This window comes from Agrobacterium sp. O3.4 (genome assembly GCF_041414895.1).
GTDB classification, from domain to species: Bacteria; Pseudomonadota; Alphaproteobacteria; order Rhizobiales; family Rhizobiaceae; genus Agrobacterium; species Agrobacterium cucumeris.
Map to the genome: position 1 here is coordinate 75,254 of NZ_JALPZP010000008.1, position 12,755 is coordinate 88,008.

Sequence of the window (12,755 nt, forward strand, 5' to 3'; positions counted from 1 at the left end):
CTCAAGGAGATGAGACGATGACGATCGAACAGCACATCGAGGAACTGCGTGCCGAACTGAGGAACGCATGGGGCGCGGCCGAGCGGCGTCAAATCGAGGCGGAGCTCCAACTCGCCGAGGCCGATCTGGCCGTCATGCTTGCCGAACAGGAGGGCGCCGTCGAAGCCGAGCCGCCATTCTGAGCGGCTCGTTCCTCCTGTTATTTGAGCCGGTCCGCCGGCTCGACCGGCCTCCCGGCTGTCAGGGATTTCACCCCTCAACGCTCCCCCCGGCTCCCGCCGGAGACGGTCGCGTCCCCTACGGGTCCGCGGGTCTCTTCTCTCTATGACCTCCCATTCTACTCCAGCAAATCCGGCGTCAAGGACGGCGCGGTCTCCCCCAATTTTTCCGCCGCCAGGCTCTGGAAAAATCGGTTCCCCCGCTTGCGAGCCGCGTCCCGCGGTCCTTGACCCCTCTTTGCTACAGAGTGGCCGATCTCCGTCATCAACGAAGGAGATCACATCATGACAACCGATCAGAACATCATGCTCTACGCCAAGCTTTCAGGCTTCCGTCTCGTCGTCCTCGCAAACCGCATCGGTTGCGACAGCGAATTCTCGCGAGCGCTCCACGATCGCCTGATCAAAGGACTGGAGGCAGCAATTGGCTGCGTGCGGATCATCATGGCGCTGGAGCGGAGCGTTCTCACCGGAGGCGAGGAGTTCGCCGACTATCAGTTGGAGGGGGAGGCCGAGATATTCGGGCGCTTTACTATCAACTTGCTGGACGATCTCGAATTCGATTTCGACACGCATGAATATCGCATCAACGGCGGCGATTGGGCCATCGCTTTGACGGCGGACTATACCGGCGTTGATATCGACTATCCGGAGCTGATCGCGCTCACTGACGACGAACTCGGCTCACTTGCGCCGATCATCACGGCGATCACGCGGGAAACCGGCACCCCGGTAAATGCGTCCCGTATCAGCTACGACGATCACGCAGAATCATAATCAGTCTTGCGGTGCAGTTTCATCCGAGGGGCGGCGAGAGCCGCCTCTCAATAGGGATGTCGAGGAGGCATCGCGATCGTAGCGATGGCGACCAGTTGAGCCTCTTCCTTTCGATCCTGCTGTCATCTCTCATCGGGGATGTTGCAGCCCGTTCGTCACGACGCAACCTGCCGCCGCCAGAATTTTCCCCACAGCACTGCTGCTCCTCGCGGATCAAAATTCAGTCGCCGGCAAGTCCTCCACATTCGTTTCGGTGCGTCCCTCCTTTCCGGTCTGCCGACTATCCCCGCGATGACCGCAATTCGAAAGGAGAAACAACATGCAACAGCTCGCTCAATTCCTCGCCGCCACCGGCCGTCGGCTCCGTACTCTCTGCAAGGTGATCAGCCACTTCTTCCGCAAGGGCAAGCTCGGCTTGAAGCTCGTGATCAAGATCCCCTTCTTCGTCGAGATCGAAGTGTCCCTCGAGACCGACTGGGACCGGCGTCGCTGAAACGCCCTCTTGGCCCGCTTCGGCGGGCCTTTCCCAATTTGCCACAGAGGCGCGCGGGCGGTAACCGCGTTTGCGCTTTTGTCGAAGCAGATCGAGAAACAGTTCGACAGCTTCCTCTTCCCGCCCGAAATGATGGACCATCATTTGACCCTTCGCGCCAATGCGGCCCCACTTCCTGAGTAGGCAAACATCGCCAAAGAGGTTCGGTTCGATCGACATGGCGTAGTAGCGTGCCATGTTCTTCGCGACATCCGTGCGTTCGACATAGAGATGGTAGGGTTGCGCGATCATGAGATCAGAATCGCCGATCGCGGGAATCGCGTCCAACGACACTTTTGAATCGGTCGGGGTGGATCGATTCACATCGGTGATGAAATCGGAAATGTCATGACAGGCTTGGGCGGGACGCCTTCGGCGCACGGCTCTATTCGCGGTGCTCACGGAGCCCGCACACGATCTCCGCCCCATGGTGACGATCCTCTCGCGGCTCTCAGCCGCACCATCCATGTCGAGCGCCGTCCCAGCGCCGGGCGAGGCCCTCGTTGACGAGGGTGTCTCCAAGCGAGCGCCCTGCCCGCGTCACGGTACGGAGCTTGCGGCCATACTTGTCTTCGTCGCACAACCCGGCTGAAAGCGAAAACTTGCCAGCATTGAGCAGCGCCCGCAGGCGTGCTTTCGCGGCCTCGCCCTTGATCCTTTCCGCCTCGCAGCGCGGCGGGCTGAGTTCCGGCGTGTCGATATCCGCGATGCGGATTTTCTCTCCCTCGAACCAGAACGTATCGCCGTCGACGATGCAGTTCACATGGCGATCTGCACCGCAGAATGAAAATGCCGCTGACGATGAATCCGCTGTTGGTGTGTTGGCCGCAGTCACAAACCCAGAAAGCTTATTAATACCCCCGAAGGCAAGCCAGCCTCCCGCAGCAATGACCATGGCGCAGACGATCGCGATCAGGGGTTTGCGCGGGCGGCTCGGTCCCGATCGGGGTGACTTCCCCTGCCAGCGATGTCGATCGTTCCTGCTGCCGGACTTCCTCGGCTTTCTGAACGGAACCACATTCGATTTCGTCACCTCGGTCCTCTCCTGTATTCCCCAACTTATCGGCTTCGGTTCATCCGCGTTTATGAGCAAGCGTGCTATCAGACGGTGTGCGGGAGCGGGGCGCGGTCGGTCCCGCCTCCCCTTCGGGCCTCTTTGTTGAGGCTCCTGCGGCTGCGCTATTTCCCGCTCCTCGCACGACGAGAATTCCCGAAATCCCGCCCTTTCGTGCGACGCTGATTTCTCCGATACTCTTCATTTTTCTGGATCGACCTTGCTCGCTGCTCTGCGCGCCGGCTCGATCAGAGGGGCTTCGGGTGGGCTTCCAAGCTTGTGAAACCTGTTCGTGCCAACACAAGCTTTCATGTCGTCGCGCCGAAACCAGATCGCGCGGCCGCATCGAAGCGGCGCGTTCCCCGCCGTGAAGACGATCTGTTCGTCAGCGCGCATGCGAAGGACTTCGTGCGGCTGGATCAACGGTCGTGCGGCCAACTGCTTCGACCGCGTCCGCGACGATCCTTTCATCTGCGAACTTCGGCTGACCTGGTCGATCTCGGCCGTCGTCATGCCGCAGCGACGCGAGATGTAATCCGCGGTTTCCGTATCGTTGATCGCCGCGAAACTGATCCAGCTCGCGCTCTCGAACCACTTGCTCGCGGCATCGCGGCCGCCGTAGGTTTCCCGCATCTGGCCGATTGACTGGTAGATCATGAGAAGCGTGATGCCATACTTCCGGCCGGCGTCGCGCGCGGTCTCCAGGATCCGCATGTAGCCAAGGCGGGCAACCTCATCGAGGAGGAACAGTGCTCTGCCCTTCATCAAACCATCGCGGTTATAAATTGCATTGAGGAACGAGCCGATGATGACGCGTGCGAGGCCCGCATGCGTCTCCAGGGTCTTGAGATCGATGTTGATGAAGACGTCGGTGTTTCCATCGGCAAGATCCCCCGTCGAAAACGTCTTGCCCGAAACCAGCGCGGCGTAGTTCGGATAGGACAGCCAGTGGGTTTCCTTGATGGCATTCGCATAGACGCCGGAGAAGGTTTCAGGCGTCATGTTCACGAAGGCCGCGACGTTCTCCTTTACGAAATCCGAGTCCGAATTGTCGTAGATTTCCTGCAGGCGTTGGCGCAACTGCGGTTCAGGTTCGGAAAGATTGGCGCGGACCTGGCGAAGCGTCTGGTTCTCCTTCTCAGTATGTCCGGAAAGGCAAACGTCGGCGATCATCGCCGTCAACAACTGCAAGGCCGAGGCCCGGAAGAAGTCGTCGCGCACACCGCGCGTACCGCCGCTATCGCTCATGATCCATGAGGCAACGGATGCGATATCCTCTTCCTTGGTGCCGCCGAATTGCCCGATCCAATCCAGCGCATTGAATCCGGTTTCCGGCTTCTTCGGATCGAGGACGAACAGGTCTCGGTCCGCGCTGGTGCGATGGGCCGACACCATTGGGGCAACCTCATTCGACGGGTCGAGGACGATCAGCGAGGCGCCCCATTTGAGCGCCGTCGGGATCGTCACCGATGTCGTCTTGAAACCGCCGGAACCAGCGAACACGATGCCATGCGACGAACCGAACGAACCGTCGAAGCATAAGAGCGGTGACTTACCACCGGCACCCCATGTGTCGGGATCATCGGCGCGAAACGCGCGCGTCCCTACGCTGTCCTTGTCGACGCGATATCGCTCGCCGACGACGATACCGCCGCCCTCCGCAAACAGGCCCGTCGTCTCCTGCATTTTCATCCAGTCGGCCTCTCCATGCAGCGCCCGCTTGCCGCGTATGCGTTTGGGCTCGGCACTGGCGAAGGCCGCGTTGCCGACGAGCGCAACGCGGAGGGCGAAGCAGGCAGAAAGCGCTGCAGCTGCCGCTCCGATCAGCGTCGCCGGATCGAGATAGGAGAGGAGCGACTTGCCGACCGGAACCTGGTTCGCGAATGCCGACAGCCTGATCGCCTCGCGAACGATGGCGACAATGATCGTCGCTAGCCCTCCGGCGGCGACGCCCCATCCTGCCGTCTTGATCCTGATCGCGCCGGCGCTCGCGAACAGCAACACGATGCCGATGACCGCCGCGGCGACATAAGGCAGGGCAATGCCGGCGCGGCCGAGCGTCTGTCGAGCAGCCTCCGTCTTTCCGAAGCCGGACAGCCAGTGTTCGATCCCGGTCAATCCGATCACGACCAGGATCATCAGCACGACAGGCGCCATGAAAAGAATGATCCTATTCATCGCTGTTGCCAAAGGCCCCCGCGCCGATCGCCAGCAGCCGCGGCCGTTCGGTCTCATCTGCTTTGAGGCGCTGGCTCAAATCGATGAGCGCGCCCAGCAGCAGCGCCCGTTTCTCGTATCGAAGGCCCGCTTTGACGATCAGACCGCCGAGCTCGATCTTTTCCCGCGTGTCCTTCTTGCGGGCGTCGGATGTGGTCGTGCGCGCCATCCGCTCAAGCCTCAGCAGTCCCGCCCGCAGCCGCGCCAGTCGCGTTCTGCGTGGACGGTGCCCTGCTTTCGCCTGCGCCTGCTCCCCTCTTTCCTCCGGTCGTACGAACCTCGCCTCCGCGAAACCGTTTCGCCAGGTCCTCGAAGGCCGCCTGCAGCTCTGCCTCGTCGACCTCGATCTCGCCAAGTCCGGCCTTGAGGGCGATCCGGCCGATGCGCTCGGCCTCACGGGTCTCGGCGATCTTTAGCTGCTCCTGGAGTTTGGCGATTTCGTCGCGGATCTTGGAGGATGGCCTTTTCATTCCGTACGTCTCCTTTGGGTTGGAAAGCTTGTCTTTCGAACCCAGTTTCCCGGAGGAGCGTGCGGAACGCACTACTGTGAATCCTACAATCGCCAAAGCGCCAGCTTTGGTGAATGATCCCGGCCGTTCCGAAGGAGCGGATCCGAAGGGCGCAATTATACGTCGCTGACGCGACGTTCTGCTTTTTGCCCCTGGCGGGGCCTTCCGCTTCCGACGAACCTGTTGATTTCGTTCGCAACCGGGAAAGAATTGCTGTGGCCGTCCCCCATTTCTCCGTCAGCGTTGTCGCCCGCGGCTCCGGCCGCAGCGCCGTGCTGTCGGCGGCCTACCGGCACTGCGCCAAGATGGAGTTCGAGCGCGAGGCTCGAACGATCGACTACACTCGCAAGCACGGATTACTGCACGAAGAGTTCGTTATTCCCGCAGACGCTCCCGAATGGCTGCGAACGATGATCGCGGATCGTTCGGTCGCCGGTGCTTCCGAAGCCTTCTGGAACAAGGTCGAAGATTTCGAGAAGCGCTCCGATGCGCAGCTTGCCAAGGACGTCACCATTGCTCTGCCGATCGAACTGAGCGCTCAGCAGAATATCGCGCTCGTGCGGGATTTCGTCGAACGGCACATCACGTCGAACGGCATGGTGGCCGACTGGGTCTATCATGACGCGCCGGGCAACCCGCACGTTCATCTGATGACAACCTTGCGGCCGCTGACCGAAGACGGTTTCGGCGCCAAGAAGGTCGCGCTGCTTGGACCGGACGGCAATCCGATCCGCAACGATGCCGGCAAGATCGTCTATGAGCTCTGGGCTGGAGGCATCGACGATTTCAACGCGTTTCGCGACGGATGGTTTGCCTGCCAGAACAGGCATCTGGCGCTGGCCGGTCTCGACCTTCGCGTCGACGGCCGCTCCTTCGAAAAGCAGGGGATCGATCTCGAACCGACCATCCACCTTGGCGTCGGGACCAAAGCGATCGAGCGGAAAGCCGATGTTGCTACGAAGCCGGTCGAGCTCGAGCGCATCGAACTGCAGGATGCGCGCAGAGCCGAAAACGCGAGACGGATCGACCGGAGCCCAAAACTCGTCATCGACCTGATCACGCGTGAGAAGAGCGTCTTCGACGAGCGTGATGTCGCCAAGATCCTGCATCGTTATATCGACGATCCCGCCCTGTTCCAAAGCCTCATGGTCCGGATCATCCTGCATCCCGACACGTTCCGCCTTGAGCGCGAGCGGATCGACTTTGCCACTGGTTCCAGATTGCCCGCCAAATACACGACGCGGGAAATGATCCGGCTGGAAGCGCAGATGGCCAATCGCGCCGTCTGGCTATCGCAACGGTCGTCACATGGCGTGCGGGATCCGGTGCTCGCCGCGACTTTTGCCCGTCATGACCGCCTGTCGGATGAGCAGAGAACTGCGATCGAGCACGTCGCGGGAGCCGAGCGGATTGCCTCGGTGATCGGCCGCGCCGGCGCCGGTAAGACGACGATGATGAAGGCGGCACGCGAAGCCTGGGAGGCGGCCGGCTATCGGGTCGTCGGTGGCGCACTTGCCGGCAAGGCGGCCGAAGGGCTGGAGAAAGAAGCGGGAATCCCTTCTCGGACACTTTCGTCCTGGGAGCTTCGCTGGAATGCGGGAAGAAACCAGCTCGACAGCAAGACGGTCTTCGTTCTGGACGAGGCCGGCATGGTGTCGTCGCGGCAGATGGCGCTGTTCGTCGAAGCGGTGACGAAGGCCGGCGCCAAGCTCGTTCTCATCGGCGATCCCGAACAGCTCCAACCGATCGAAGCAGGCGCCGCGTTTCGGGCGATTTCCGATCGCATTGGGTATGCGGAACTCGAAACCATCTATCGCCAGCGCCAGCAATGGATGCGCGATGCCTCGCTCGACCTGGCGCGCGGCAACGTCGGCAAGGCAGTCGACGCCTACCGTGCCAATGGCAAGGTGATCGGGTGGGATCTGAAGGCCGACGCCGTCGACAACCTCATCGCCGCCTGGGACCGCGATTACGATCCGGCGAAGACGTCGCTGATCCTGGCTCATTTGCGCAGGGACGTTCGCATGCTCAACCAGATGGCGCGCATCAAACTCATCGAGCGCGGGGTTCTCGACAAGGGAGCTATGTTCAAGACGGCGGACGGCGATCGCAATTTTGCCGTGGGCGACCAGATCGTGTTCCTCAAGAACGAAGGATCGCTCGGCGTCAAGAATGGCATGTTGGCCAAGGTCGTTGAGACCGGGCCGGGCCGCATCGTCGCGCAGGTTGGCGATGGCGAGCTTGCGCGCCAGGTGCTGGTGGAACAACGCTTCTACAACAACCTCGATTATGGCTATGCCACGACGATCCATAAAAGCCAGGGCGCCACGGTCGATCGGGTCAAGGTGCTGGGTTCTCTTTCTCTTGATCGCCACCTCACCTATGTCGCCATGACTCGTCATCGTGAGGACCTGGCCGTCTATTACGGCCGAAGATCCTTCGCCAAGGCCGGCGGCTTGATCCCAGTCCTCTCGCGCAGGAACGCCAAGGAAACGACCCTCGATTACGCTGGTGGTCCCTTCTACCATCAGGCCCTTCGCTTCGCCGAGGCTCGAGGTCTCAATCTCGTCAACGTGGCCCGCACGCTCCTCCGCGATCGGCTGGAATGGACGGTTGGGCAAAAGCAAAAGCTCATCGATCTTGGTGCGCGGCTGGCCGCGGTCGCCGCCAAGCTCGGGCTCATCATCGGCTCTGTGAAATCCCCAATTCATGACACTGTCAGGAAGGCAAGACCCATGGTTTCCGGCATCACCACCTTCGCAAAATCAATCGACCAGGCGGTGGAGGACAAGGTCACAGCCGATCCCGGTTTGAAGAAACAGTGGGAGGAGGTTTCGACCCGTTTCCACCTCGTCTACGCGCAGCCGGGAATCGCGTTCAAGGCGATCAACGTCGACGCACTGCTGAAGGATGGAGCGGTGGCGAATGCCACCATCGGCAGGATCCGCGATCAACCGGAAAGCTTCGGCGCCTTGAAAGGCAAGACCGGTCTACTGGCAAGCGGCACTGACAAGCAGGCGCGGGCAACAGCGCTGACCAACGCGCCGGCTCTGGCTCGAAATCTGGAACGCTATCTGCGCCAGCGTGCAGAGGCGGAGCGCAAATATGAGGTCGAGGAACGCGCCGTCCGTCTGAAGGTGTCCATCGATATTCCGGCGCTCTCGGCAAACGCAAAGCAGACCCTCGAACGTGTGCGCGATGCGATCGACCGCAACGACCTGCCGGCCGGTCTCGAATATGCGCTTGCCGACAAAATGGTGAAGGCGGAGCTCGAGGGATTTGCGAGAGCTGTATCGGAGCGTTTCGGCGAGCGGACCTTCCTGCCTCTTGCCGCAAAAGGCACCAACGGACAGACATTTAACACCGTCACCGCGGGGATGACGGCCGGACAGAGGGCCGAAGTGCAATCAGCATGGAATTTTATGCGGACCGCGCAGCAGCTGGCCGCGCATGAGCGCACGACGGAGGCTTTGAAACAGACGGAAACCCTGCGTCAGACAAAGAGCCAGGGACTGTCCCTGAAATGACGGCGCAAGTCTCTGTACGTCGGATGCGACCTGCGCGACGATCGAATGCCGTCGTGCTTTTGTTGGTGGCGGCAACCGTCGTTGGGGGCAGTGCCGCTGCCGCCAAGATCGGCGGCTACCGCATCAACCTGACGCCGAGCGAGCCCCTCGGGATATGGCGCATCTCGGCGCTCAATCGAGTGGTATCGGCAGGCGATCTCGTCTTCATTTGCCCTCCGCAAACGCCTGTCATGCGAGAGGCCAGAGCGCGTGGCTATCTCCGCTTCGGAACCTGCCCGGGCGGGGTCGCTCCGCTCATCAAGACGGTCATCGCGGTTCCCGGGCAGCATGTCGAAATCGGTGCGGGCGTAACGATCGACGGGCATGCGATCCCTTTCTCCGATCTGGCTCAGCGCGACGGCAAGGGTCGGCCGATGGTGCCGTATTTCGGCGGCGCCGTGCCGGCACAAAGCGTCTTCCTCCATTCACCGCACAGGAGCTCCTACGACTCCCGCTACTTCGGTCCCCTTCCCGTTTCGGGCATCCTCGGCCTGGCGCAACCGGTGCTCACCTATGTGCCGTAAGCGCGTTCGGCCGGTCCTGTTGATTGCCGCTTCAATCATCGCCGGAACGGTGGCGTGGAGCGGTCACGTCCTTTTCCTTCCGCTCGCATGCACGTTTCCAACCCTCTGGGCGCTTGCGCGGTCACGACTGGCGGCCGCAGCGGTTTCCGCCGGTTATTTCCTCGCTGCATCACGCGGTCTGCCGCAGGGCGTTGCCACCTTCTATTCCTCCGACCTCTGGCCGGGACTGCTGCTCTGGCTCAGCGCATCGCTGGGCTTTGTCGGTGTCCACGCAATGTTCTGGACGAGATGCGAACGTACACGACCGTTTCGCTACCTCGCGGCAGTCTTGCTCATGGCCATTCCGCCAATCGGTATCACCGGCTGGGCGCATCCGATCACGGCCGCGGGCGTGCTGTTTCCGGGATGGGGATGGTGGGGGCTCCTTGCCGCGACAGCCGGCCTCATGGGCCTCGTAACCCGCATGTGGCCAGCTGTCGCGATTGTCCTGGCAGGCTTTTGGATCTGGTCCGCCGCAACCTGGGACGAGCCGAAGCTAACGGAAGCGTGGCGGGGCGTCGATCTCGAATTCGGCGCTTCACTCGGTCGCGACGTCAGCATTAGGCACCACCGTGATCTGATTGCCACGGTGAAGGATCGAGCATCCGGCGGCGCCCTCACCATTGTCCTCCCCGAGAGCGCCCTGGGCTTCTGGACGCCGACCGTCGAGCGGCTCTGGGTAAATGGGCTGCAGGGCACTGACGTCACCGTCATTGCCGGCGCTGCGGTCGTCGATACGGGCGGATACGATAATGTTCTGGTCGCTCTCTCTCGTAACGGTGCTCGCGTCATTTATCGCGAGCGCATGCCGGTCCCGGGCTCGATGTGGCAGCCTTGGCGTCCCCTGCTGGGTCAGAGCGGTGGCGCGCGGGCGCATTTCATCGCGGACCCGGTAGTGGCGGTCGCTGATGCTCGGGTCGCACCGCTGATCTGCTACGAGCAACTGATCGTCTGGCCCGTTCTCCAATCCATGCTCCACGATCCGGACGTCATTGTCGCCGTCGGCAACGGCTGGTGGACCAAGGGGACATCCATCGTCGCCATCCAACGCGCCAATGCGGAAGCCTGGGCGCGTCTGTTCGATAAGCCCCTCTTGATTTCCTTCAACACCTGAAGCCCGAGGAGACCTCATGCTCGACGCTGCCCTGATCCAACAATGCGCCGACCCCTCATTGAAGCCGGCAATCGTCGAACAGTTCGTGACCGCTGCGGGCTCGAACGATCCGCTTGCCGTCACGGTCAAATCGGGTGGCCGATTGATCCTCGTCCCGAAGGCGATGACGCCGGACGAGGCCATGGCGATCGTCCGGCAGTATGTCGGCCAGGCAGTGGTCCGCGTCGGCTTGACACAGTTCCCTGCGGGTGTCGGCGTCAAGGATACGGCCGACTTAAAGGCTGATCTCGTCGATCCTTGCGAAAACCTTCGCAAGGGAACGGCGATGTTCGCGAAGGTCTTGCGGATCGTTGCCAAATGGTACGGCAATCCGAAGAGCGATGACGTCTTCCCTCAGATCTTCGAGGACGCTGTCTACGCCTGGAAGACCGGCGAGTTCGAAGGCGTGAGCGTGTTCCAGGCGGAGGATCCGAGAAAAAGCGTGACGATAGACAATGTATTGCCTCCAGAGGAGGCCGAGGCGAGCAGCGACATACCTCCTGCGGATACAAGCACTGAAGGCGCCGAGAAAAGCGAGAACGTTGGGTCAGCTGAGATGCGGATCGACCTGTCGAGGATCGGAGGAAAATGATTTCCTTGGAAGGTGACTATACTTCCGGAAGCGAATAGCGCGTGAGAACCGCTTCCTCTCCGTCGAGGGTTACTTCGATGACTGCGTTGACCATATCCTGCGCGCCTGCCAGATCCTGCAATATGAGGGCAAACAATTCTCGTTGCAGCACAGGCAGCACCTGCGGGACGATAATCACCAGACCCGCATGCAGCTCTTCCTTGGCATAGAGCTTCCGGAAGTCGCGGGCGTTGTTCGTCACGAAGGTGAAATCTTCCTCGATAATCCGAGGCATTAGGTCCCAATCGGTCTCGCCGCTCAGTCCCAGCCAATTTACATGGAAACAATCGTGGCCGTGCTCTTGAGCCACGGCCACGAGAGACGTGTGAAGGCATTCATCGATAAGAAACTTCACGAGGTCGAGCCAGACGTTTTAGGGACGTTCTCGTTCCGAAGGATCAGGCGCTTCACGGATTTCACCTTCAGGCCCTGCTCCGAAAGCTTCCTCGGACGTCCTCTGGCGGGATGGGCCGCAACCCAGATCTCGGCAAGTTCCACCATGCGCTCGGTGAGCGAAGGATAGCCCTCAACGATTTCCGCTGTACTTGCGCCTTGGGTCTTCATCGCGGCAATCGTTCGCACGGGAACACGGGTTCGCTTGAAAACCGGCTCGCCGCCCACGACGCCTTTCACGCTTTCAATCAGTCGTTCGGCTTCTCGAAGCGCCTCGGCCCGCGCGGCCAGTTGTTCTCGTGCTCGCGCAACGTCGATAATGAGATAATCGTCTGCCCTAACAGTTTCGGCATCGGGGTTCTGGTCGATCGTATCGAATAGGCGCTTGCGGCGCTCGGCAGACAAGATCGATCCGACGCCGTACCAGAGCTTCAACCGAAGCAGATCCTCATCGGTGAGTGCTCGACCCCTGCTACCAACGAGATGAGTCTCGATGATGCGCTTGTCGATCGCATTGTGCACCGACTTCACAGCGATCTCGCTGACAGCCGCCGCCTCGGCGGGTGTGTAGGCGTGTGATGTGCTGGCCATAATCATTCTCCTTGTGGAGAATATATAATGCGGCCCGCCGCTCGTGTAAAGCCTTGACCCATGCTCAATCTCAGTGGTCGAGCTGTCCCAATCGATCGATGCACATCGGCTTCGGAGCGGAAACCGCCTCCGAACCCTAAAATCCAGTCGACCACGGGCGCGATTTGCAGATCAGTTCGATTTGGTCACAAGCTCGGCGGGTTCGACGCCCAGCGCTTCTGAAATCTGGCCAAGGACGGTGAGGGTTGCCGACATTTCGGCGCGTTCAATGGCACCGATATGGCGTGCGCTCAGGCCTGTGCGGTGCGCCAGTTCCTCCTGCGTCAGTTTCTTGCCATGACGTATTCGACGCAAATTGACCGCCATGACCTCGTTGAGATCCATGACGTGAGCGGAACCTGAATCGGAATTATTGTTCTAGGAACTATAGTTCCGATTCGACATGTCCTGTGATATTGGGGGCAATCGATCTTCGACGGATTTGCAATGTTGGTCTTATGATAGTCTGTAGCGCGGCCGCACAGTGCGGGACCAAAGCATCGTTTCGAGTG

The 12,755-nt window shown here is 60.9% G+C and carries 13 protein-coding genes and 1 pseudogene; 6 read left to right on the forward strand and 8 right to left on the reverse strand.

Features of this window, described 5'->3' with window-relative positions; all coding sequences use genetic code 11:
* Window positions 1-17: 17 nt before the first annotated feature.
* Window positions 18-182, forward strand: a complete 165-nt coding sequence (locus M0412_RS23945) for a hypothetical protein (protein WP_162854296.1) — start codon at window positions 18-20, stop codon at window positions 180-182.
* A 321-nt stretch (window positions 183-503) separates the two neighbouring features.
* Entirely contained in the window at window positions 504-995 is a 492-nt protein-coding gene (locus M0412_RS23950) for a hypothetical protein (protein WP_142859877.1), read from the forward strand.
* A 535-nt stretch (window positions 996-1,530) separates the two neighbouring features.
* Here M0412_RS23950 and M0412_RS23955 read toward each other — a convergent pair.
* The 5 genes and pseudogenes from M0412_RS23955 to traC all read right to left on the reverse strand — a co-directional run.
* Window positions 1,531-1,779 (reverse strand): annotated as a pseudogene (locus M0412_RS23955) (WGR domain-containing protein); the annotation flags it as partial.
* A gap of 199 nt (window positions 1,780-1,978) precedes the next feature.
* Entirely contained in the window at window positions 1,979-2,422 is a 444-nt protein-coding gene (locus M0412_RS23960; RefSeq protein WP_193559327.1) for a thermonuclease family protein, read from the reverse strand.
* Between the two features lie 360 nt (window positions 2,423-2,782).
* On the reverse strand, window positions 2,783-4,759 hold the full coding sequence (gene traG / locus M0412_RS23965) for a Ti-type conjugative transfer system protein TraG (protein ID WP_269703638.1): 1,977 nt from the start codon (window positions 4,757-4,759) through the stop codon (window positions 2,783-2,785).
* Window positions 4,752-4,967: a type IV conjugative transfer system coupling protein TraD gene (gene traD / locus M0412_RS23970; RefSeq protein ID WP_142913692.1), complete on the reverse strand. Its 216-nt coding sequence runs from the start codon at window positions 4,965-4,967 to the stop codon at window positions 4,752-4,754. Before traD ends, traG begins: the two co-directional genes overlap by 8 nt.
* Before the next feature lie 4 nt (window positions 4,968-4,971).
* Entirely contained in the window at window positions 4,972-5,268 is a 297-nt protein-coding gene (traC, locus tag M0412_RS23975) for a conjugal transfer protein TraC (protein WP_142913693.1), read from the reverse strand.
* 254 nt (window positions 5,269-5,522) lie between these two features.
* Here traC and traA point away from each other — a divergent pair, with 254 nt between their 5' ends.
* From traA to M0412_RS23995, 4 genes are read left to right on the forward strand one after another with little or no spacing between them, the layout of a single operon-like run.
* Window positions 5,523-8,834 (forward strand): Ti-type conjugative transfer relaxase TraA, encoded by a 3,312-nt coding sequence (gene traA, locus M0412_RS23980; protein WP_142913694.1) that lies wholly within the window; start codon window positions 5,523-5,525, stop codon window positions 8,832-8,834.
* The gene (gene traF, locus M0412_RS23985; RefSeq protein ID WP_244614276.1) at window positions 8,831-9,397 is read left to right on the forward strand and encodes a conjugative transfer signal peptidase TraF; all 567 of its coding nucleotides are present in this window, start codon (window positions 8,831-8,833) and stop codon (window positions 9,395-9,397) included. Before traA ends, traF begins: the two co-directional genes overlap by 4 nt.
* Window positions 9,387-10,550 (forward strand): conjugal transfer protein TraB, encoded by a 1,164-nt coding sequence (locus tag M0412_RS23990; protein ID WP_142913695.1) that lies wholly within the window; start codon window positions 9,387-9,389, stop codon window positions 10,548-10,550. Before traF ends, M0412_RS23990 begins: the two co-directional genes overlap by 11 nt.
* A 16-nt stretch (window positions 10,551-10,566) precedes the next feature.
* Window positions 10,567-11,181 carry a TraH family protein gene (locus M0412_RS23995; protein WP_142913696.1) on the forward strand — a complete coding sequence of 205 codons (615 nt, stop codon included), beginning with the start codon at window positions 10,567-10,569 and terminating at the stop codon, window positions 11,179-11,181.
* Window positions 11,182-11,197: 16 nt separating this feature from the next.
* Here M0412_RS23995 and M0412_RS24000 read toward each other — a convergent pair whose 3' ends face one another.
* From M0412_RS24000 to M0412_RS24010, 3 genes are all read right to left on the reverse strand, one after another.
* Complete coding sequence (locus M0412_RS24000; protein WP_142913697.1) at window positions 11,198-11,575, reverse strand: DUF5615 family PIN-like protein; 378 nt, start codon at window positions 11,573-11,575, stop codon at window positions 11,198-11,200.
* A complete protein-coding gene (locus tag M0412_RS24005; RefSeq protein WP_142913698.1) occupies window positions 11,572-12,204 on the reverse strand; it encodes a DUF433 domain-containing protein in 633 nt (210 codons plus the stop codon). The genes M0412_RS24000 and M0412_RS24005 overlap by 4 nt, the downstream gene beginning before the upstream one ends.
* A gap of 171 nt (window positions 12,205-12,375) precedes the next feature.
* Complete coding sequence (locus M0412_RS24010) at window positions 12,376-12,588, reverse strand: helix-turn-helix domain-containing protein (RefSeq protein ID WP_037094533.1); 213 nt, start codon at window positions 12,586-12,588, stop codon at window positions 12,376-12,378.
* Window positions 12,589-12,755 lie beyond the last annotated feature (167 nt).